Source organism: Desulfitobacterium dehalogenans ATCC 51507 (assembly GCF_000243155.2).
Lineage (GTDB): Bacteria > Bacillota > Desulfitobacteriia > Desulfitobacteriales > Desulfitobacteriaceae > Desulfitobacterium > Desulfitobacterium dehalogenans.
The window spans coordinates 2,381,430-2,404,662 of sequence record NC_018017.1 but is presented as its reverse complement, the minus strand read 5'-3'; the positions used below and the strand labels follow the sequence as shown (position 1 = coordinate 2,404,662).

Here is a 23,233-nt window from a genome sequence, read left to right as displayed (position 1 = left end):
AGCATTCCCGTACCTTTTGCATAGGATATACGGAAAATCTATGGAAAGGGGTGTATTTATGAATTATGTGGTAAAACCTGGGGAAACTCTTTTCGACATTGCCTGTATGTTTAATACTACAGTAGAAGAGCTTCTCATGTTAAATCCGCAAATTGCTGATCCTATGTGTCTTTTCCCAGGTCAAGTTATTTGTGTTCCAGCACAACCATGCCCAACGCATCCAATGCATCCACAAATGCCTGGTCAAGGCGAAGCTTGCCCCGTTCTCAGACAGGGTTCTCAAGGCCCCTCAGTCGTACATTTACAGCAACTTCTTACATCTCACGGCTTTAGTCCAGGAGCTATCGATGGAATCTTCGGACCGAGAACAGAAGCAGCTGTTATCGCTTTCCAGGGCAGTCGGGGTTTGGTACAGGATGGAATCGTTGGGGTTAAGACTTGGACGGCGCTGGGGGTTAATTGCATGACACCATCCCCGCACCCGCACTCTTGTCCCACTTTGCGTCAAGGTTCGACGGGGCCATCTGTGGTTCATCTGCAGCAGCTTCTTACATCCCATGGCTTCAGTCCGGGGGCCATTGATGGGATCTTTGGACCGAGAACGGAAGCAGCAGTCGTTGCTTTCCAAAGAAGTAAGGGATTAGTGCAAGACGGTATAGTGGGCGTCCGGACCTGGACGGCGCTGGGGGTTAATTGCATGACACCATCCCCGCACCCGCACCCACACGCTTGTCCGACTTTGCGGATGGGATCTCGGGGGGCGGCTGTTAAAGAACTGCAATCCCTATTGATAGCACAAGGCTTTAGGCCTGGAGCGATTGATGGGATTTTCGGTTCTAGAACCCAAGCAGCAGTAATTGCCTTCCAAAAGAGCAGAGGCCTTGTACAAGATGGCATTGTAGGGATTCGAACCTGGACGGCATTGGGGGTAAATTGCCGCTAAAGTCCCCATCTCGTAAGCAGTATAGTTAGTAAAAGTGAGTAGCCAGATAGTACAGTTAAATCTGTATTATCTGGTTTTTTATTACCTTCGGGAGCATTTTTCTCGACCGATAATATCAAAAGGAGATTTATACTTCTTGTAGAATATATAATGCGAAACTATCTATTTCAGTAGAATATATTTTTCAAGTGTGTCTCTAATTATGAATAAATACATATATTACTAGTATGATATGTCCATCTGTCAAGAACTACTGCTTGATATCTTTAACTAAGATGGGATTTTATACCACGGAAAATCGAATTTGGGTTCGTTTAAATATTCTGACAAGTTAGTTCTTGTCGATTATTATGTTATATTATATATAAAGTATATATATTTTTTATTGATTTTGATAGGAGGAAATTGGATGACCAAGGTGCTCAATGTTGGGCTCGATGTGGGTTCTACGACTGTTAAAATGATTATTCTCAGTCCTGAACAAGGCATTGTCTATAAACAATATTTGAGGCACTTTTCGAATATCAAAGATACTGTTCTTTCGATGCTAGAAGATGCAAAGTCCGTTTTAAATGGACAACTTATTACGATGATGATTGCCGGTTCAGGCGGTTTTAACCTAGCCCGAAAATTGGGAGTTCCTTTTGTCCAAGAGGTCATTGCGGGGTCCGCAGCGGTCAAGAAGATGATACCTCAGACTGATGTTGCTATTGAGCTGGGGGGCGAGGATGCTAAAATTACGTATTTTGGCGAATCCATTGAACAAAGAATGAATGGAACCTGTGCAGGTGGTACGGGAGCCTTTATTGATCAAATGGCCTCCTTGCTTCAGGTCGATGCAGAAGGCTTAAATGAGCTGGCCAAGGATTATAAGACTATTTATCCCATTGCATCTCGATGTGGCGTTTTTGCCAAAACTGATGTGCAACCCTTGTTGAACGAAGGAGCTGCAAAGGAAGATATCGCTGTTTCGGTCCTCCAAGCCGTTGTTAATCAAACGATTACGGCTTTGGCTCAAGGTCGCCCTATTCGTGGCAGAGTAGCCTTTCTCGGTGGACCTTTGTTTTTCCTATCCGAGTTACGCAAACGATTTACGGAGACTTTGAAACTGGAAGGAGATTATGCTATTTTCCCCGAGGATGCTCAATACTTTGTAGCAATGGGAGCCGCATTAGCATCTCAGGATGAACAAGCATTTTTCGCTCAGACTCTCTATGATAACGCTCCTTATATTAATAGCATTATCCAAGATGAAGAAACCACTGCAGAGCCTCTCTTCGCGGATGAAGGAGAATATGAGGCATTTAAAGAGAGGCATGCACGCTATAAAGTAAACCGAAAAGATCCTCAGCAGTATACTGGCAATGCTTTTCTAGGTATAGATGCGGGTTCGACTACCACCAAAATTGCTTTAATCGATGAAGAGGGGGGATTGTTGTACTCCTATTACGGAAGCAATATGGGTAGCCCCCTGGAATCAACCATAGGTGCTCTAAAAGTCATGCATTCCAAATTGAATCCTGACATCACCATACGCAATTCTACGGTAACAGGTTATGGAGAACAGCTGATTAAGACGGCACTTAAGGTGGATATTGGAGAGATCGAGACCGTAGCCCATGCCAAAGCAGCTGACTTTTTCCTGCCCGGTGTCAATTTTGTTCTGGATATCGGCGGTCAGGATATGAAGAGCTTAGTTATTAAAAATGGGGTTATTGATTCCATCATGCTTAATGAAGCCTGCTCTTCCGGGTGTGGATCTTTCGTGGAGACCTTTGCCAACTCACTCAATATGGATGTTAAGGAATTTGCTCGAATTGGTCTGGAATCCAAAAATGCGGTGGATCTCGGGACACGCTGTACTGTATTTATGAATTCCAAAGTGAAGCAAGCCCAAAAAGAAGGAGCGACGGTCAGTGATATATCCGCCGGGATATCCATGTCCGTCATTAAGAACGCCTTATTTAAGGTTATTCGCTTACGCAACACGGAAGAACTGGGGGAGAAAATCGTTGTTCAAGGTGGAACATTTTACAACGAGGCTGTCCTGCGTTCTTTGGAGAAACTGCTGGGCAGGGAAGTGGTTCGTCCCGATATTGCCGGAATTATGGGAGCTTTTGGAGCAGCGCTGATTGCTAAAGAGCGTTACGACAAGGGTTACGAAACAAAACTTTTGCCGGCGGAACAGCTGCAATCCTTCGCTACGGAAACGACCATGAAACGTTGTGGCTTATGTGGAAACAACTGCTTGCTTACGGTTAAACATTTTTCCAATGGCGAGATCTTTATTTCCGGAAACCGTTGTGAGCGGGGAGCCGGCCATGAAAAAGCTGAGACTGATATTCCTAACTTGTATGATTATAAATATAAGAGAGTATTTCGTTATAAGCCTTTGTCCAGTGAAGAAGCCCCCCGAGGGGTAATCGGCATTCCTCGAGTTCTGAATATTTATGAGGATTATCCTTTTTGGTTCACTTTCTTTACAGAATTGGGCTATCGAGTGGTTCTCTCCGGACATTCTACCAAGACCCTATATGAATCAGGAATGGATACTATTCCCTCGGAGTCTGAATGTTTCCCCGCGAAGTTGGTCCATGGGCATATTGTGAGTTTGGTGAAAAAAGGGGTTAATAAAATATTTTATCCTTCCATTCCCTTTAATATTAAAGAAGATTTGGAATCCAACAATCATTTCAACTGCCCGATTGTAACCTCCTATCCGGAAACGATCCGTTCCAATATGGATATCTTGAAAGAAAAAAATATTATTTTTTATCATCCTTTTTTACCCATTGATAGTCCTAAACACATGAGAAAACGCTTAATCGAGGAATTGTCTAAAGCAGAAGGCTTGACACCACGAGAAATCGCTCAGGCCATGGACAAAGCCTATGCGGAGTTAGAGCACTATAAAAGTGATGTTCGCCAGAAAGGAGAAGAGGCGCTTCGGTATATTGAGGCTCATGGACTAAAGGGAATTGTCCTTGCTGGACGACCTTATCATATTGATCCCGAGATTCACCATGGTATCCCTGAACTATTACAAGGATTTGGTCTAGTAGTGATTTCCGAAGATGCCATTCGTCATATCACGAACCCCGAACGGCCTATGCGAGTGGTGGATCAGTGGATGTATCACACCCGGCTCTATGCTGCAGCTCAATTTGTCGCCGATAAACCTAACCTGGAACTGATTCAGTTAAACTCCTTTGGTTGCGGTTTGGATGCGGTAACCATCGATCAGGTTGCAGAAATTTTAGAGCGTTATGGTAAGATTTATACTATCCTGAAGATAGATGAGATCACCAATTTGGGAGCTGCTCGGATCCGTATTCGCTCCTTGCTGGCAGCTGTTCATGAAAGAGATAAGCGACATTTCATGCCAAGGAAACTTCATGATCCAGAAGGCAGAGTGGTCTTTACGGAAGAAATGAAGAAAAAATACACTATTATTGCCCCTCAAATGGCTCCCCATCAGTTCCAATTCTTAAAAACAGGCTTTGAAAAGGCGGGCTACACTATTGAGGTCTTACCCTCCGTTGACCGGGGGGCTATTGATGAAGGGTTAAAGCATGTTCACAACGATGCCTGTTATCCTACCATCATCGTTGTCGGACAATTGTTAGAGGCCTTGAAATCAGGTAAATATGATTTAAATCGGACCGCTGTCCTTATTTCCCAAACGGGTGGCGGGTGTCGAGCCACTAATTATATCGCCTTTATTCGCAAGGCATTAAAAGACACAGGTATGGACCAAGTCCCGGTTATTTCTTTGAATGCCTCCGGATTGGAAGCCAACCCCGGCTTTAAGATCACAGCGAAGATGCTTCCAGATCTCCTTTGGGGAATTGTTTATGGAGATTTGCTTATGAACGTTCTTCATCGTGTTCGTCCCTATGAAAAGGTTCCTGGATCCGCCAATGCTCGCTATGATTATTGGGTGGAAAAATGCCAGGAAGCCTTGAGACGAGGGAACAAGAAGGAGATTAAAGCCAATATCTATAAGATCGTCGAAGACTTCGACAATTTAGAAATCCATGAGGATATGGTCAAACCCAAAGTGGGCATCGTCGGTGAGATTCTCGTCAAATATCATCCCACAGCTAATAATAATCTAGTGGAATTGTTGGAGGCTGAAGGGGCAGAAGTAACTCAACCGGATTTAATGGGTTTCCTTCTTTATTGTGCCTATTGCTATAAAGTTAAATTTGATGTTCTATCAGGTAGTTTTAAAGCAATGTTTAATGGCTTGTTAACTGTTAAACTCATGGAGCATTATCGGAAGGATATGCGCAGAGCCTTAGCTGCCAGTCGACGATTCACCCCTCCCGGTACCATCGAAGAAATTGCTCGCAGCGCTGAGGAGCATATATCCTTAGCTAATCAGACAGGTGAAGGCTGGTATTTGACCGGAGAAATGGTAGAGCTTTTGCACAGCGGTGTTATGAATATTGCTTGCTTGCAACCTTTTGGTTGCTTGCCAAACCATATTATTGGCAAAGGAATGATTCGCTCCCTGCGCCGCTCTTACCCTAAAGCCAATATTGCTGTAATCGACTATGACCCTGGAGCTAGTGAAGTAAATCAATTGAATCGAATCAAACTGATGCTATCTGTTGCCAAAGAGCATATGAAGGCAGGAGAAGTCGCTAAGTAGCAAAGGAAAAAGGGTTATTAATCAAAGGCTGTTCTTTATTCTCGTGATAATGGAACAGCCTTTTTTACGAGGAGGGTCTTATGGCGATCACAACCACTATTGGAAACAACAAAGTCTTGTATCAAGAACGATTAGCTCGTTATTTGACAGCAATGGAAGGGAAAAAACCCGATAAAGTGCCCATTCGCTTGCAGCTGAGTGAGTTCATGGCGAAATATGCAGGATTAGACCTCCAAGAAGTCTATTATGATTTGGATAAAAATATTGAAGCAGCAGACAAAATCCTTGCAGATTTTGACGTGGACGTGATCATGGGAGGCCCAAGTCTATGGTGGGGAACCCTGCATGATGCAGTAGGTGCCAAATACTTAAAATTTGCCGGTCATCAGCTTGCTCCTAACCAACAGTTTCAATTTGTAGAAAAAGAATATATGGTTCCCGAGGATTATGATGCTTTTATAGAAAATCCCACCCAATGGATTTTGGAGTCTTTTTTACCTAGGATCCATAAGGAATTTTCTGAACCAGGGTCCTTCCGTGCCAATATTGCTCTGATTAAAGGGGCGGCGGGGATGGTTATGGTGAATGAAAGAAATAAACAGGCGGTTGACCATTGGGCGCAGAATTATGGGATGCCCATCGGGGTCTCAGGTATGGTTAAGGCACCCTTTGATACGTTAGGAGATACCTTACGGGGTCTGAAAGGTATTATGAGAGATTTGCGGAGACGCCCGGAAAAAGTTCTTTCCGCTATGGAGGTTCTTGTACCTCATAATATCTATTATGGTTTAGCAACTTCAGAAGGAGATCGTATACTTCCTGCTTTTTTACCCCTTCACCGAGGCAGTTATCCCTTTTTGAACCCCCATGAGTGGGATACCTTTTATTGGCCCTCCCTAAAAAAAGTGATCGAGAGCCTTTGGGCTCAAGGAAAGCGGACCATGTTTTATGCCGAAGGGAATTGGACCCCCTATTTGGAAAAAATTGAAGAACTACCCGAAGCCAGTATTGTATTTCATGTGGATCAGACCGATATATCTAAAGCCAAAGCTGCACTTGGTCATAAGTTCTGTATTAGTGGAAATGTCCCTAATTCTTTAATGGCTTACGGATCACGATCACAGGTCAGCGAATACGTAAAACGTCTCTTGCACGATTATGCAGCAGATGGTGGCTTTATCATGGATACAGCAGGAATTATGCAGACGGATGTAAAAGTGGAAAATGTCATGGCTTTAATCGAAACCACACGTCAATACGGAGTGTACAAATGAGTTATGATGTTAGCCAAAGGGAGGAGGCTTAATATGTCAGAAGATGCAAAGGTCCCCAATACTTTACCGGGCACTTGTCTCCCCTGGGAGCAGGTCATTAAGGATTATGGTTCTCCTGCTGGGGATGAATCTCTCATAAAAGATCAGTGGGAACAACTTGATGCCTTTGCTTATCTATATCTTTGGTGGTGGGTTCAAAGATAATTTCTTAAAATTAAACAGGAAATCAAGTGATAAAAAAGGTTTAAGTAAATTAATCCCGAATATGTTAATCAAATATTCACTCTTTATGTAAAATGAGATAACTATCTGAATTTAAAGTAAGGTGTTCGTATGAATGAAGAACAGTCCATAGATAAGGAGTCAGTCATCCCTATCTATTATCAGCTGGCCAAACTTCTCGAGGGTCAAATCCTGCGCGGAGAACTGAAACCGGGTGAAGCACTGCCCACGGAGACTGAAATTGCCAATCGCTTCGAAATTAGCCGGATGACTGTTAGACGGGCTATTTCGGAGCTTATCTCAGCAGGAATGGTTCATCCCCAACAAGGGAAGGGAACTTTCGTCTCCTCGCCTAAATTGAACAATGTCGTTTTTGAGCTCAATAATTTTAATCAGGAAATCAAGGACTTTGGCTTAAAGCTGTGTACCACACTCTTAGGCGCTCAGATCGTTCGGGCTGATGAGAGATTAATGAGGATCTTTCAATTGGACAGCAACAGTACTCGTTTGTTGTATTTTCGCACTGTAGTCTCTGCTGAAAATGAACGTCTCGCCTATGAGAGGAAGTATACTATTTATTCGAAAAGCAAACCGATTTTAGAGTCCAATCTCAAGGACCCGACACTTTCAGGACTTGTTACGGCGAATAATGATGTTTTGCCTGTGAGCACAAAAAAGGTATTGCAGGTATCTGTAACCACGGCTGAGGAAGCAGCAATACTCGGAATTGGGGTCCATGCCCCTGTCTTTGTTATCGAAGAAACGCTATATGATCTGGAAAATAAACCGGTAGGATGGAGCAAATCCATCTATCGCGGTGATCGTTATCAATTGACGGGTTATGATGGATGGCTGAAAAAGGATAATCATGGAGGGATTAATCTTGGATGATGGATTAGTTAATGCCCTTGCTGATCTTGATGAAGAAAAAACTATAAATTTAGTAAAAAAACATCTCAGTGACGGGGACTCTCCCTTAAAAGTGGTTGAATTATGCCAGAAGGGAGTTGAAGTTGTTGGCAGACGATATTGTAATGGCGAGTATTACTTATCGGATCTCATTATGTCTGAGGAAATATTAAAAGAAGTCATGGTGATTCTAGAACCGCTGATTACAACCGATATTCCTTCCAATGGTATGACTATTATATTAGGAACCATTGAGGGAGATATCCACGATCTAGGCAAAAATATTATTCACTATATGTTAAAATCTTCAGGCTTTAAAGTAGTTGATCTGGGGGTGGATGTATCTCCAGAGGCTTTTGTTCAAGCTGTTAATGAAACAAAAGCCCCGGTCTTGGGGATTAGTGTTTTATTGTCGTTTTGCGTGAGTGCTGTAAAAAAGGTTGTGGATTTATTGACAGAATCCGGCTTGCGTGACCAAGTAAAGATTATCGTGGGAGGATATCCGGTTAACGAAATTGTTAAGGATTATACCGGGGTGGATTATTACACCAACGATATTACTAAACTTTTCGAGATCTGTCAGATGCTAAAGGATGAAGTGCCAACACTAAGGGAGAAGTGCTAAGATGATGAATCAGGCACTTGACATACTTAAACGATATTTCGGATATTCTCAATTTCGAAAGGGTCAAAACAAGGTTATTCATAGTTTGTTACAGTCTGTAGATACAGTTGCTATTATGCCTACAGGCGCCGGAAAATCTTTATCCTACCAAATTCCAGCCCTTCTTTTTGAAGGAGTTACCCTGGTTATTTCGCCTTTAATCTCTCTGATGAAGGATCAAGTGGATTCTCTTCATGATGCAGGAGTTTCAGCGACCTTTATTAATAGTTCTCTATCCATGAATGAAGCCTGGGAGAGGATTAACAAAGCCCGCAAAGGGGAATATAAATTACTTTATGTTGCTCCAGAGCGCCTGGAAGCCGAAAGTTTCTTGAGTCTGTTAGAATCTTTGAGCATCTCTTTTGTGGCTGTGGATGAAGCCCATTGTGTCTCCCAATGGGGACATGATTTTCGTCCCAGTTACAGAAAGATCGGCACTTTTGTCGAATCCCTTCCCCATCGCCCCATCCTAGGGGCCTTTACCGCTACGGCTACAGAAGAGGTAAAAGAAGATATCGTTCATCTTCTAAAGTTAGAGAATCCTCAAGTTTTTATAACAGGGTTTGATCGTCCCAATCTAAAGTTTTCCACTCTAAAAGGGGAAAACAAAAAGTTCTTTATATCCGACTACTGTCTTCAGCATCGCAATGAATCGGGAATCATTTATGCTGCAACCCGCAAGGAAGTAGATCAGCTTCAGACTTATCTAAAAGGCAAAGGGTTTTTAGTAGGAAAGTATCACGCAGGGATGAGCGACCTTGACCGGCAAAAATCACAAGAAGCTTTTCTTTTTGATAAAACGCCTCTTATAGTGGCTACCAATGCCTTTGGTATGGGGATCGATAAGTCCAATGTTCGGTTTGTCATTCATTACAACATGCCTAAAAATATGGAGGCTTATTATCAGGAAGCGGGAAGAGCAGGGCGAGATGGGGAACCGGCTAATTGTATCTTATTATTTTCGCCTCAAGATGTTGTTCTGCAGAGGTACTTGATCGATAATAACATCTTTAACCCAGAGCGCAAGGTCAATGAGCATAAAAAACTTCAAGACATGGCGGATTATTGCCATACGGCTCGTTGTTTGCGTAAAGAAATACTGGAATATTTCGGTGAAACCGATATTCCTGAGGAGTGCGGAAACTGCAGCAATTGCACAGATGACAGGGATATTGTGGATATTACACTAGATACCCAGAAGATACTTTCCTGTGTCCTGCGCATGCGTGAGCGCTTTGGGGTCAATCTGGTGGCAGAAGTTCTCAAAGGGTCTGGCAACAAGAAACTCATGGAACTTCGCCTTAATCAATTGAGCACCTATGGACTTATGAGTGAGCGTACGATTCAAGAGATTAAAGATCAGATAAACTACCTCATCGCCGAAGATTATTTGCAACTGTCCACAGGTGAGTACCCTGTGGTTAAATGTGGAAGAAAGGCGGTGCTGGTTCTTAAAGGAAATGAACAAGTGTTTCAAAAGGTCTTGCGAAAAGCGAAGGTTAAAGAAGAGGAGAGTCTCACCTTATTTGAATACCTAAGAGGTTTGCGACGTGAGGTAGCAGCCAATGAACACCTACCTCCTTATATGATTTTTTCCGATAGTACCTTAAGAGAAATGGCCGAGTCTTGCCCTCGAAACCGTACAGAGTTTCTTCGTCTTGGTGGAGTAGGGGAGAGAAAGCTTGAGAAGTATGGGGATATCTTCCTTCAAGGCGTTCAGGACTTTTTTCAGAAGCAGGCAAAAATGATTCAAAGTACAAAATCAGAGAGGGCTCTTGAATCACATCTTGAACCCGCGAGATTAGAACAACCTCAGGAAAAAGTGAGCAAAGTACCCAGTTTTTTAGTGACTTATATGCTCTATCAAGAAGGTAAATCCCTTGAAGAGATTGCAAGGCTTAGAAATTATAAGCTGATCACCATTCAGGATCATATTCTTCGGGCTTTTAAGGAAGGGCACCAAATTTCCTGGAGCGACTTTATTTCCGATGATCAGGAACAGCTTATATTAACCGTAATTCAGACACTAGGAATAGAAAAGTTACGACCAATTAAAGATGCTTTGCCGGCTGATGTGGATTGGATGGCGATAAAATCCGTTATTGCTAAGAATTTTAACTCTTAACCATGAACTAAGATAAAAAGCGGAGCAAATCGATTATGGGATCGACCTGCTCCGCTTTTTCCGTCTAGTGAGATTCTATTGTGTTAGCACTACCCTGGAAAAGTTCAAAGAGATATCTTAATGTTGTCAATATTTTTTGCTGGAATGAAGGGCTGGTTTAATCTATAATAAGGATATTCTTTTTGAAGCGGATCACATTTACCCGGAAAATAATGATTGAAATGACCCGTAAGCGTAGATTTACACACAAGAGCCAAGGGTTTGGCGGAGGGGGCAGTAGAGGGATTAGGATGAAGAAGAGAGACTTTACACTGTTTCTATTGGCTAGTGCTTTGCTGGGAATCACTCAAAGTATAGATACCTCATTTTTTAATAATTTCCTAAATGACAGTTTTCGATTAACTGTTTCCGAAAGGACCATCCTAGAAATTCCTCGGGAATTTCCAGGTTTTGCTGTAGTTTTTGTTTCGACACTTTTGCTTTTTCTGGGGGATGTGAGAGTTGCAGTAGTCGCTAACGCCTTAGCGGCCTTTGGCATGATGGGCATGGGATTCTTGGCAGCTGATTTTAATGGCATGGTTCTTTGGCTTCTTATATTTAGTATGGGTCAGCATCTTTATATGCCAATCTCTAACAGCATAGCTATGAACCTTTCGGATCAAGCCAATATGGGTAAAAGGCTGGGTCAGATCAATGGGGCGAATACCTTTGTATTTCTCCTGGCTAATTTAACCTTCGCATTGATCTTTAAGAATATTAAAGTGAATTACCAAATGATCTTTCTTATTGGAGCGATTACTTTTTTATTGGCTGGATGTTTACTAATTCTGATGGTACCCAATAAACCTAAGAAGGCTAAGGGGTATAAACTCATCCTAAAAAAAGAATACACCCTCTTTTATGTATTAAACATTTTATATGGGGCAAGGAAGCAAATCTTTCTTACTTTTGCTCCTTGGGTTCTTATTAAAATCTTTAATCAAGGTGTTAGTACTTTTGCAACTCTAGGCTTTATTATTGCTGCAGCCAGTATTTTCTTTAAACCTTTCGTAGGCTACCTAATTGATAAACTTGGAGAACGTTTCGTTTTAGCAGGGGAAGCTATCATTTTAATCTTTGTATGTCTCGGTTATGCATTTTCAAAAGAGTTCTTTGAAGGAATAGGCCGAGGGGAGCTAGCGATTATCTTTATTTTTGCCTGCTATATAATGGATCAAATGCTTATGGCATCAACAATGGCTCGAGCAACCTATTTGCGCCGAATAGCGGTAGCGCCTGAGGATGTTTCTCCATCACTATCCATGGGGACTACATTGGATCATGCACTTGCCATGTTCATCCCCTGGCTAGGTGGTTTGCTATGGGCGGCTTGGGGCTATGAATATGTGTTCATAGCCGGAGCTTTTATTGCCGCACTCAATCTGATTGCAGCCAGCCGCATTAAAATCCCTCAATCTGTAACAGTAATGCAGTCTGATTCCTGATCGAAAAACTCACTCAGATTACCATTTGTACATAAAACAGGTTATAATGAATCATATTAGCACCATTGGCAGTGGTTTAGTGCGAAGTCAGGTTAATGAATAAAAGAAGAGGATTAACTCATATGGAAACATCACACTCCTTTAAACAATTAGGAATCCACGCAGAGCTTTTGGAAGCTCTTGAAAAAGAGGGAATAGCACAGCCTACAGAGATCCAAAAAGCTACAATACCTCTCATCCTAAGTAATCGAGATGTTGCAGGCCAATCCGAAACCGGGTCTGGGAAGACATTAGCCTATCTTCTACCCATCTTTCAGAAAATCGATCTACTCAAGAGAGAAAATCAGGCATTAATTCTTACCCCTACTCATGAACTTGCCTTACAAGTTCATCGTCAAATCCAAAGCTTATCTCAGCATTTAGCTGCAACGATTACCTCTGCAGCGATTATTGGTAATGTTAACATCACGCGACAAATTGAAAAGCTAAAAGAGAAACCCCATATTATTGTTGGCTCTGCCGGTCGTATCTTAGAGCTTATTCAGAAAAGAAAGATATCCCCCCAGTCCCTGAAGACTATTGTACTCGATGAAGCAGATCAGTTGCTTGATGAGAAGAATATCCAGACAGTTAAGGCCGTGCTCAAGACGACCTATAAGGACAGCCAGATTCTTTTGTTTTCGGCTACTTTATCCCAAGAAACCATAGAGCGGGCGTCGGGCTTTCTTAAAGATCCGGAGGTCCAGAGGGTTACCATGAAAGCCGCGGTCGTGCCGACAATTACTCATCAACACTTTATGTGTGAGCAACGAGATAAGCTTGAACTTTTGCGTAAATTAGTCCGACATCTGGAACCAGCACGGGCTTTAATTTTTGTCAATAAAACTGAAGAGATAGAGAAAACAGTAGAAAGACTTAAATATCATGGTTTAGATGCTGAAGCTATATCAGGACCTTCTCAAAAGGAGAGACGTCGCAAAGCTATGGAGGATTTCCGCACGGGAAAGATTCCTTTACTGGTAGCCTCTGATCTGGCAGCCAGAGGTCTTGATATTAAGAATATTACCCATATCTTCAATCTCGATATTCCAGAGGATCCCCAACTTTATCTGCATCGGGTGGGGAGAACTGGACGAGCTGGGCAAAGTGGGATCGCTATATCACTGGTAACACAAAGAGAACTGCCCTTATTACATAAAATTGAAAATGTCTTAAAGATATCAATACCTTTGCAGAGATTATCTTTCGGCAAGGTAATCGGTGAGAATCAACGGAAAGAACACCGTTCTGGGAAGAGGGGGAAACTATCAACCAAATAAACAAGCAAAAGGGGCCGTTGCTTGACGAACAGAATTGTTCGTCGAGCAACGGCTCCTTTTTAAAAGGAGTTAGATATCCTTTTTTAAGTCAAACTCCTTGGGATAGGTCCTGTCGATTTTTAACTCCCGCAGGTATTTGCCATCTTCTCGTATTTCCATGACATTCGAAGAGATGCCAATCTCAATATCAAGATCCTTTAGGAGTTTGATCTGGCTGACATGGAATTCAAGATAATTATAATCTGTATTGACCTGATAGTGAGTCACATTTTTCTTTTTGAATACTTTTTTAACTTTATGAATATCCTCGCCAAAGACTTTTGCCGATTTAAAGAAATAGTCCTTTGGGGAAAAGAACATAAGCGGGGATACCTTTTGTCCATAATTTTGCTGATAGATTTGTCCCGTTTGTTTATTCTCTAAGGAACAGTAATGAACGCCAAGCTTCAGCTTTTCCTCCAGTGCAAAGGCTATTAAGTCCAGACATTCCTGTTCGCTGCGCGAGATCGGAAGTCCACCGGCATACCAATAGTCATAAAGGACTTTAAAAGGTGGATTTTTTACTTTATAGCCCCGCTTTATAAACTCACCGGCATTGTTAAAAGGAAAGCAAAACTCCAGTAAGTTAATTCCGGAGATGCCAATGCGATTGAGTTCAAGGAGGACTTCTTTCATTTCGGCAAGACTTCCAGGCAAAACAGGCATTTCTACCATGACATCGGGTATGTATTCCTTGCTCAAGGCAATTCTCTCATAGACTTCCTTTTTAATGTGTTGAGGATCTTCCATTTTAATGCTAAAGCGAATTTCATGGAGACCAGCTTCTTTGAGGTCTTGGAGAATTTCCCGGTCGAGAAAATCTCCGGAAGTATAGAGACGGGTATGAGTTTTGGGGGACTTTTCTTTGGCTAAACGGAAGAAATCCAGCATTTCTTTTTTATGCAGCAAGGGTTCTCCTCCTGTTAAAGCAAGATGGGTTAGTTTAGGACCTTGCTTTATAAGCTGAGAGAGTTCACTTATTAAGTCTCTTTTGTTATGAGTGTAATGTTCATAATCCTCTTGATTTGGATTAAAGCAAAAATAACAATTTCGGTGACACATCAGAGAGATATACATCGTCACTGTGCCTACACCTTTTTGACAGGCTTCACAAGCTGAGGAGATCCAGGTGTTGATGATACTTTTATCAGAATTTCTAAAAGTCCCTTGTAATTGTCTAAGTCTTTCCAGTTTTTTCATGGTCTCTTCCTCGAGATTTTCATCCAAAGCCATGCCCGTTTGCTTGATTTGGTCAATAAAATGGTTATAGACTCGGGCATAAATCTGAGCATACTGATAAAACTCCGGGTTTTTAATTTCAGAAAGGTTTTGATTGTTGGTTTCGATGATCATACATGACTCCTTTTACGTAAATATTAAGTTAACTTATTATAACCTTCTTGTTATTTCATTGCAAAAGAAGCGCATATACCCTAAAATGAGTAATAAAAACATTTTTCGCAGATAGGAGAGAGTGCCTTTACATGAAAGAGTTTGCTAAGAAAGTCGCGGTAACGCTTCTTGTTATAATAGCCTTTGTTTTAATACCTGCTCTGATTTATTATACCTTGCCATATTTTACTCCCTTTATCTTTGCTTTGCTTTTCGCCTTGCTCTTGGAGCCCTTTAATCAATATCTCATGAGATGGTCTAGAATTAACAGGCCTATTGCTGCTAATATTTCCTATTTTATGTTTTTGGGAGGATTTCTTCTTCTTTCCTTTTTTTTAATCACGAAGATTATTACCGAGGCCTATGAATTAATTAAGTTTATTCAACGCAATATTCCTAATATCCAACTTTGGTTTAATGATGCTAATCAGCGCATCAATGAAATCATTTTAGTGTTTCCTCCGGAATTGGGTTCTCAGATTAATCAGGCGATTACTAGTTTTGTCAATGAATTATCCACTGTCAATTTGCTTGCTACCTGGGGCGCTCAAACCATATCCATTACGGCGTCTATTCCTATCTTTTTCATCACTTTACTGATCTTTTTTATTGCTCTTTACATGATTAATTTGAATCTCACGACGATGAATCAACGCTTTTTTTCTTATTTTAAAGATGAATCAAAGCCCAAAGTCATTGCAGTACTCGCAGATTTACGCAATGCAACCATTGGTTTTTTAAAAGCTCAAGTGATTTTAAGTACCCTTACCTATTTTGTTAGTCTTGGAGGGTTGCTGATTTTAGGCATGCGTTATGCATTGGTATTAGCCCTTTTGATCGTAATTGTTGATATTCTGCCCATTCTCGGCACAGGCTCCGTTCTCGTCCCATGGGGAATAGTTTTGATTACACTGGGAGATATTTTCAGTGGCATTGGCCTCATTCTTCTCTTTGTCATTATCACAGTATTCCGTAAGATTATTGAACCAAAAATACTTGGAGAAAGAATTGGCCTCGGCCCTTTATCCACTTTGATTTCTATATGGGTCGGTTTTAAAGTGATGGGAGTTTTAGGTGTTTTCTTGGCCCCACTAGTGTTAATTCTATATAAAGCTTTAGTTAAGGCAAAAGTAATTCAATATCGCTTTAGTATTTAGCCGGATTCTTTCCGGCTTTACTTTTTACTGTCAGAAAGTATAAACTTGCGTTATATACTTTCTAAGCATAAGGGCAACCAGCGACTTCGCCTCATTTGCGAGCATGTGTCTCAGGCACGGCGAAGCCGGGTTTTCTTTATTACTTTGGACTTAAGATACTTCTCCCTACCGTGAAAAAGACTCCATTTTTGAGCAAGTTTATTAATTCTAAGATTTAGTTTATACTTTATTTAGAATCTGTTTACGAAAAATCAAGACGCAAAGGTTAGAATAAAGCTAAAGGAAGCTTCCGTAATATAAAAAGGAGTGAATCGATTTGAAATTAAAAAAGAAAACGGCGATTATCGCAGGCTTTACGGTGGGTGCTTTGCTCTTTGCCACCACAGCCTTTGCCGATATCGTCAGCAAAAGCGGGTATGACCAACTCAAAGACGGTATTAAAATTACTGCGGAAAAGGCCAGCAGTGAATATGACAGTTATACCATGGAAATGACAGCAGTACTTAAAGCTAATGGAAAGGTCCTGGAATCCAACAGTGCGGTGGATAAATTTGACCGAGTAAAGAAGGCTAAGGAAACCTCAAATACCTCTGAAAACTCCCAAGGACAGGTATCCACCTATTATTATTACAATGACACCAATACCACCATTCGTAAAGGTAGCGATAGTGATAAGATCTATGTGGGGGAATATCCGGAAGGACGTGAGTTTCATGTCTTTGATAATCCCTTTGCAGAAGATGAGTTTGAAGATGTGGAACGGATCGTTGATGCTGTCGTCGGAAGTCTGAAAGACCATGTGATTGTTAAGGAAAATCCCGATGGGTCGAAAGAGCTGTCAGGCTCCCTTTCGGAAATGCAAATCCCTACCTTGATCAATGCGGTATCCTCTTTTGTCTTAAAGCAGGAATTCCATGATTCAAGAATTAAGACTGGCTGGCCCAACCTTACTCAAGATATTGCCGTGAAAGAAGTGACGGGTTCCGCCTTTGTTAACAAAGAGGGTGCTTTAGAGAATATTCTGGCCCTTGCCACAATAACGGGTAAAGATCCTAATGGTCAAGTACACGAGTTGACAATTGAAATTTTGGGCAATATTAAAGATATTAATTCTACTGTCGTCACGAAACCGGATCTTAACGGTAAAGAAGTAGTTAAAGAAATCGTTAAGGATCGCAATGTGGTAAACAATCCTCAGAAGTTTGTAGGTACTTTTAAGAACAACATTGTAACAGAAAAAGATGGTCAACTGGTTAAAGCTGGGGAGAGAATCTTGGAGATAACCCATATTGATCAAAATGGCCTCACAGGCCGTTACCAAGAAGTGTATAAACCGAACTACGTCGGCACGGCCGGTAAGAGCGAAGAGTTTAGCTTTAACGCTACGTTCTTAAGCAAAGATATGCGTGATGCACGTTTTGAGACCGCCGCAGGTGACGGAAGCAATAAAGAAGGGCATATTTATCTTGATGATTATATGGGTAAAGTGAATTTTTATATCAATTCTGATTATATAGGCATGGACCTCATGTTTGACTCAACCTTTAATCCGGTCTTAGAATAGTTAGAACAGAATAGGTTAGCTGCCGGAGCCAACTCCGGCAGCTCCTTTATGGACTTCATCTGGAGGTTATGACATGGAAAAAGTCATTGAGATCAATAATCTCACGAAGCTTTATAAGAATGGTCGTGGTATCAACGATTTAAATCTGGATATCTATCAAGGTGAGATTTTCGGCTTTCTCGGTCCGAATGGGGCAGGAAAGACCACGGCCATGAAAATTATGACAGGATTGATTGCTCCGGACCGGGGCGATGTTAAGATATTTGGTCACAGTATACTGGAAGAGTATGAGAAAGCAATGGCTCATGTGGGCTGTATCATTGAAATACCGGAGACCTATCCCTATCTTAGTGCTTATGATAATCTAAGACAACTTGCCCGGTTTTATCAGGATGTGGATGGGAAAAGAATCGAAGAAGTCCTGGAATTAACCGGAATGCTCCGCTATAAAAATGAGAAGCCTAAGCGGTTTTCCCTGGGAATGAAACAACGCCTAGGTCTCTCGGCGGCTATTCTTTCCCGACCCAAAGTGGTCATTCTGGATGAACCCTTGAACGGTCTTGATGTAGAGGGAATGATAGATATCCGCAAGCTGATTTTACATTTGGCCGAGCAGGAGCAGACCACCTTTTTTATCTCCAGTCATTTAATTCACGATGTGGAATTAACATGCAATAAAATTGGCGTTATTTATAATGGAATGCTTCTCAATGTGCAGACAACGGAGGACATTCTGAAGAATTATGCCACCCTAGAGAATTACTTTGTGAGTGAGGTAGAACGCAATGGTCGTGTTTCAAGCAGCATTAATCAACGAGCTTGAGAAATTACGTAAAAAGAAGAAAGTCGTCGTAGCCGTCGTTCTTTCTTTGTTGGTGATTGTCGTAGGGCAGCTCTTGGTCATGGGAGTACGCTTAGGATTTGGTATCCGTGGGGCAGGAAGTGCTGATTTTTCGATGCTGGTCTTGTCGGTGGCTATTAATACTCTTCTCCCGCTATTTGCAGCCTTGGTGGCTATCGACAGCTTCTCGGGGGAATTTGCTCAGAATACAATGCGCATAACCTTGACAAGGCCTGTGAGCCGTTTTAAGCTGTTTTCAGCTAAGGTATCAGCCATCGGTATCTTTATTTTAGCCAATCTGGCTCTGTTACTTGTCTTTTCCTTATTGGCAGGACTTGTTTTTGATGGCGACTCTATGACTCTTAAAGGGATATTTCAAGGCATTCTTTCCTATGCAGTGAGTTTTATCCCTTTGTTTGTGATGGCATTGGGAATTATACTCCTTGCTAATATACTTAAAAGTGGTATTTCTGTTTTCTTTGTATCTATTTTATGTTTTATTCTTTTTAAAGGTCTGGGAATGTTTTTTTCTCAATATTCCGGAATTCTCCTTACATCTTACTTTGATTGGTATAACCTTTGGTTGGCCAATTCTTTTCCCTTTATGAAGATATTGAGGGAATTCTTATTGATGTTGGGATATGCCATCCTGTTTTTTACAGGAGCTTATTATCTTTTCGATAAAAAGGAATTTTAGGGTGACAGAATGAATCTGAAAGGACGACTCATTTCAGCCAATGCTTTAACCGTAATCCTCCCGGTGGTGATTACGGTTATTACTGCTATGGCTTATATTTTTGTTGCCGGTAAACTATCGGATACAGAGCAAGTGTTTCGCAATACTCAAGAAGTTGCCCGGTTGACCATGGAATTAGTTGGCAGTGAAAATAGTGTTCTTCGCCAATATCCTGAGAAAATTGAAGATATTTCCTTCCAAAAGGAACTCCAAGCACGGATGGAGATCCTAAATGGTGAAGTAGTGGTACTTCAAGGAGAAAATGTTCTTTTTTCCTCTCGCAACTTAACGGCTATTGATGTGGTCAAGCTGAAAAAAGCAACGGTGCAATTCCGTGGTGCCCAGGTGGACTTTGGCAACCAATCTTACACTGTTCAGATGTTTGATGTATCTCGTGGAGAGACAGGGGAAGGGAACAAAACGACCCTCTATTTGCTTGTGCCTATAAATCCAGCCTCATTTAATACAACGAATTTTTTATTCTTTAGTGGACTAGTGTTCTTATTGTCCTTTATCGGGGCTAATGCTATTTCCTCCTACTATTTTTCTTTAAGAATTCTTTCTCCTCTCCATAATCTCCAGAAGGCAGCCATGGAAATTACATTAGGCAATCTTGACTCTGAAATCGTGGAAGAAGGAGACCAAGAGGTTCGTGAACTCTGCCGTGACCTTGAGCGAATGCGTATTCAGTTAAAGGATTCTGTGCATACCCAGCTCAGGTATGAGGATAATCGCAAGATGCTTATATCCAGCATTTCACATGATCTAAAGACCCCAGTGACTTCCATCAAAGGATATGTGGAAGGGTTATTGGACGGTATCGCCAATTCGCCTGAGAAGAAAGAAAAATATTTAAAAACAATATACCGTAAAGCAGAGCAAGTGGATACCATGATCGACGATTTGCTCCTCTATGCTAAATTAGATCTTAACCAAATACCCTTTAGTTTTGAAAAAACCAACATCAAAGAATTCTTATATGACGGAATCCAGGAAATAGAACCGGAAATGGAAAGAAACGGGATTAAAGTTCTCTTTGAAAGTGAGCTTAACACTGTTCAGGAAATTCCTTTGGATCGTGAACGAATGATGCGAGTCATTATGAATATTATCGATAATTCTCGCAAGTATATGGATAAAACAGAGGGGATCATAACACTATCCTTACGCGAAACCTATTCCAGTATCATCATTGAGATTAAGGATAATGGCAGCGGCATACCGGAAAAGGATGTAACTCAGATCTTCGAGCGATTTTATCGATCGGATACTGCCCGGAGTGAAATTAAAGGCAGCGGCTTAGGTCTAGCCATAGCCAAACAGATTGTGGAAGGACATGAAGGCAGGATATGGGCTGTAAGCCGGGAGAGTAAAGGGACCAGTGTTCTTATCTCACTTCCCCGGGGTCAGTAGTGAGCTGCTATTGGCATCATCAAAAATTCCCAAAAGGAGGGCAAACTATGAAACACATTTTAATTGTCGAGGATGACTCCAGTATTGCTGAGCTCGAAAGAGATTATCTGGAGGTAGCGGGTTTTGATGTCACTCTCTCCACAGACGGAGTGGAGGGGTTGAGAGCGATACAGAACAGTGAATTCGACTTAATCATTCTCGATATCATGCTGCCCGGCTTAGATGGATTGGAAATCCTCAAGAGTATGAAAGAGGATAAGGATATCCCTGTTCTCCTGGTCTCAGCCAAGAAGGAGGAGATCGATAAGATTAAGGGCTTGAGTTTGGGGGCCGACGATTATATTACTAAGCCCTTTAGCCCCGGGGAGTTGGTCGCTCGGGTAAAAGCCCATATTGAAAACTATGAGCGTCTTAAACAGCGCTTTAATGCAGGTATGAAAAAGCGTCAGTCCATCACGATTCGAGGACTAAAAATTGAAAAAGACTCGCGAAGAGTCTTTGTTAATAATCAAGAAGTTAACCTGGCTCAGAAAGAATTTGATTTATTGCTGTATTTAGCTCAAAACCCAAACCGAGTTTTTGGCAGAGAAGAGCTCTTTGAACGGATCTGGGGATTGGAATCTCTAGGGGATTCCGCAACCGTTACTGTGCATATTGCTCGGATTCGAGAGAAGACAGAGATAGATCCCTCCAAGCCACAATATATTGAAACCGTATGGGGAGCAGGCTATCGTTTTCGAGTTTAGCCTTCCATTTCTTTGCGATACTTAAGGGGAGTGGTTCTTAATTGCTCCTTAAACGCTTTGATAAAATAATTAGGGTTATTGTATCCCAGAGAAAGGGCGATATCGAGAATAGATAAGTCCGTTTCCAACAACAGTTTTTTGCTTTCTTCAATGCGCAGCTCGTTGACGAATTTGGTATAGGTTATACCCATATGATGTTTAAACAGTTTACAAAAATAGGATTTGTTGATATTGAGATACTCAGTGATCCTTTTCAGGCTTAATTCTTCGTTGAGGTATTGAAAAGTAAAATCGATGGCTTTTTTAACATGAGGACTATAAACGGATGAGTTTATAGTTCTTTTTTTGTCCATGGGCGCCTCCTTTACATAGTGTAATTCCCATTAGGTAAGTGCATAACTTCACCTACCGAAAACAAATTTAGTTAAGATTTTTGCAGAGGGGGGATGATATAGTCTTAATCAAGCGTTAATGACAATGATAATTATTATCACTCATTTCTTTGAATATACCAAATTCTAATTGCGAACGTCAAGAAAAAAGTGAGCTATTCGCCAGAAAAAATTTGAGCCATTAACGCCGGTAAAAAAGTCTTAGATGGGAGGTGGAACTGTGTAGCCTCAGCAAGTGCAAAAAGTATTACATAGGTATTGATTTCATTAATTCAATAATTTGCTTGTCTATAATGTTTGTATATAAAGGAGAGAGATGTATGAGAAAAATTAAATTTTTTAAATCAGCTGTTATTATGGTAACTTTTGCTTTGATGCTGACAGCCTGCACAAATTCAAGTAATCAAGCTGTCAAACCTCAAACCAATGATCAAGTAAGCGAAGCTTCAACGGTTGAAATCACTGATGTTCACGGAACTGTTACTGTTCCTGTAAATCCAAAGAATGTAGTTGCTTTGGACAATAGAACTTTTGAAACTTTAGCTGATTGGGGAATTGAATTAGCGGCTGTTCCAAAGCCTGTAATGCCTGCGGATTCACCCTATGTAAAGGATGAGTCAGTTCAAGACATAGGAAATCATCGTGAACCAAATCTTGAGATTATAGCAGCTGTAGACCCTGAACTTGTCATTATTGGTCAAAGATTTGCTAGCTTTTATGAAGATATAAAAAAGATAGTGCCAAATGCAGCTGTTATTGATCTTAATTTTGATGTTTCTGAGAAAGCGGATACACCTGGAGAAAACTTAGTCAATGGACTTAAAAACTCTACAATCGCTTTGGGACAAATTTTTGATAAAAATAAAGAGGCTGAACAATTGGCAGCTGATTTTAATCAAGCTATCAAAGATGCTAAGTCTGCCTATAATGGAACGGATACTGTTATGAGTGTTGTGGTTTCCGGTGGAAATATTGGTTTTTCAGCTCCTCATTCCGGACGTGTTTGGGGACCAATGTATGAAATTTTTGGATGGATTCCAGCATTAAAAATTGACGGTGCTTCCTCAGATCACAAAGGTGATGATATTTCTGTTGAAGCTATTGCCCAAAGTAATCCTGATTGGATTTTTGTACTAGATCGTGATGCTGCAGTATCCTCTACAACGGATGCAGTTCCGGCTCAGGATGTTATCGATAATTCACCTGCTCTTAAAAACACAACTGCTGTTTCTGGAGGACGGATAGTTTATGCACCAGCAGATACTTACACAAATGAATCAATACAAACTTATCTAGAATTATTTGAAAAGCTCGCCAATGCTTTAGCTAAGTAGTTAGTATAAGGAGTAGAACATA

Annotated in this window: 18 protein-coding genes; 16 read left to right on the top strand and 2 right to left on the bottom strand. The window is 41.2% G+C overall.

Going from position 1 to position 23,233, the window contains the following annotated elements:
- The first annotated feature begins 58 nt into the window (after positions 1-58).
- The 9 genes from DESDE_RS11590 to DESDE_RS11555 all read left to right on the top strand — a co-directional run bounded on the left by DESDE_RS11590 (position 59) and on the right by DESDE_RS11555 (position 13,597).
- Positions 59-943, top strand: a complete 885-nt coding sequence (locus DESDE_RS11590; protein ID WP_148269918.1) for a PGRP and LysM peptidoglycan-binding domain-containing protein — start codon at positions 59-61, stop codon at positions 941-943.
- Positions 944-1,352: 409 nt separating this feature from the next.
- Positions 1,353-5,600 (top strand): 2-hydroxyacyl-CoA dehydratase, encoded by a 4,248-nt coding sequence (locus tag DESDE_RS11585; RefSeq protein WP_014794202.1) that lies wholly within the window; start codon positions 1,353-1,355, stop codon positions 5,598-5,600.
- Positions 5,601-5,680: 80 nt separating this feature from the next.
- Complete coding sequence (locus DESDE_RS11580) at positions 5,681-6,874, top strand: uroporphyrinogen decarboxylase family protein (RefSeq protein WP_014794201.1); 1,194 nt, start codon at positions 5,681-5,683, stop codon at positions 6,872-6,874.
- A gap of 33 nt (positions 6,875-6,907) precedes the next feature.
- Positions 6,908-7,078 carry a hypothetical protein gene (locus DESDE_RS22060; protein ID WP_014794200.1) on the top strand — a complete coding sequence of 57 codons (171 nt, stop codon included), beginning with the start codon at positions 6,908-6,910 and terminating at the stop codon, positions 7,076-7,078.
- A gap of 129 nt (positions 7,079-7,207) precedes the next feature.
- A complete protein-coding gene (locus tag DESDE_RS11575) occupies positions 7,208-7,987 on the top strand; it encodes a GntR family transcriptional regulator (RefSeq protein WP_014794199.1) in 780 nt (259 codons plus the stop codon).
- Positions 7,980-8,630, top strand: a complete 651-nt coding sequence (locus tag DESDE_RS11570) for a cobalamin B12-binding domain-containing protein (RefSeq protein WP_014794198.1) — start codon at positions 7,980-7,982, stop codon at positions 8,628-8,630. The genes DESDE_RS11575 and DESDE_RS11570 overlap by 8 nt, the downstream gene beginning before the upstream one ends.
- A 1-nt stretch (position 8,631) precedes the next feature.
- On the top strand, positions 8,632-10,794 hold the full coding sequence (gene recQ / locus DESDE_RS11565) for a DNA helicase RecQ (protein ID WP_014794197.1): 2,163 nt from the start codon (positions 8,632-8,634) through the stop codon (positions 10,792-10,794).
- Between the two features lie 212 nt (positions 10,795-11,006).
- Positions 11,007-12,278 (top strand): MFS transporter, encoded by a 1,272-nt coding sequence (locus tag DESDE_RS11560; protein ID WP_345787845.1) that lies wholly within the window; start codon positions 11,007-11,009, stop codon positions 12,276-12,278.
- A 122-nt stretch (positions 12,279-12,400) separates the two neighbouring features.
- A complete protein-coding gene (locus tag DESDE_RS11555; protein WP_014794195.1) occupies positions 12,401-13,597 on the top strand; it encodes a DEAD/DEAH box helicase in 1,197 nt (398 codons plus the stop codon).
- A 69-nt stretch (positions 13,598-13,666) separates the two neighbouring features.
- Here DESDE_RS11555 and DESDE_RS11550 read toward each other — a convergent pair whose 3' ends face one another.
- Positions 13,667-14,989: a radical SAM protein gene (locus DESDE_RS11550; protein WP_014794194.1), complete on the bottom strand. Its 1,323-nt coding sequence runs from the start codon at positions 14,987-14,989 to the stop codon at positions 13,667-13,669.
- Between the two features lie 131 nt (positions 14,990-15,120).
- Between DESDE_RS11550 and ytvI the strand changes: the two genes are divergently transcribed.
- From ytvI to DESDE_RS11520, 6 genes are all read left to right on the top strand, one after another.
- The gene (gene ytvI / locus DESDE_RS11545; protein WP_014794193.1) at positions 15,121-16,185 is read left to right on the top strand and encodes a sporulation integral membrane protein YtvI; all 1,065 of its coding nucleotides are present in this window, start codon (positions 15,121-15,123) and stop codon (positions 16,183-16,185) included.
- Positions 16,186-16,501: 316 nt separating this feature from the next.
- A complete protein-coding gene (locus DESDE_RS11540; RefSeq protein ID WP_014794192.1) occupies positions 16,502-17,749 on the top strand; it encodes a hypothetical protein in 1,248 nt (415 codons plus the stop codon).
- A 73-nt stretch (positions 17,750-17,822) separates the two neighbouring features.
- Positions 17,823-18,572: an ABC transporter ATP-binding protein gene (locus tag DESDE_RS11535; RefSeq protein WP_014794191.1), complete on the top strand. Its 750-nt coding sequence runs from the start codon at positions 17,823-17,825 to the stop codon at positions 18,570-18,572.
- Complete coding sequence (locus DESDE_RS11530; RefSeq protein ID WP_014794190.1) at positions 18,535-19,287, top strand: ABC transporter permease; 753 nt, start codon at positions 18,535-18,537, stop codon at positions 19,285-19,287. Before DESDE_RS11535 ends, DESDE_RS11530 begins: the two co-directional genes overlap by 38 nt.
- Before the next feature lie 9 nt (positions 19,288-19,296).
- Positions 19,297-20,739 carry a sensor histidine kinase gene (locus tag DESDE_RS11525; protein ID WP_014794189.1) on the top strand — a complete coding sequence of 481 codons (1,443 nt, stop codon included), beginning with the start codon at positions 19,297-19,299 and terminating at the stop codon, positions 20,737-20,739.
- Between the two features lie 47 nt (positions 20,740-20,786).
- Positions 20,787-21,485 (top strand): response regulator transcription factor, encoded by a 699-nt coding sequence (locus tag DESDE_RS11520; protein ID WP_014794188.1) that lies wholly within the window; start codon positions 20,787-20,789, stop codon positions 21,483-21,485.
- Here DESDE_RS11520 and DESDE_RS11515 read toward each other — a convergent pair.
- On the bottom strand, positions 21,482-21,838 hold the full coding sequence (locus tag DESDE_RS11515; protein WP_014794187.1) for a helix-turn-helix domain-containing protein: 357 nt from the start codon (positions 21,836-21,838) through the stop codon (positions 21,482-21,484). The two genes, DESDE_RS11520 and DESDE_RS11515, sit on opposite strands and share 4 nt — an antisense overlap.
- Positions 21,839-22,197: 359 nt before the next feature.
- Here DESDE_RS11515 and DESDE_RS11510 point away from each other — a divergent pair, with 359 nt between their 5' ends.
- Positions 22,198-23,211 (top strand): siderophore ABC transporter substrate-binding protein, encoded by a 1,014-nt coding sequence (locus DESDE_RS11510; RefSeq protein ID WP_014794186.1) that lies wholly within the window; start codon positions 22,198-22,200, stop codon positions 23,209-23,211.
- Positions 23,212-23,233: the final 22 nt, after the last annotated feature.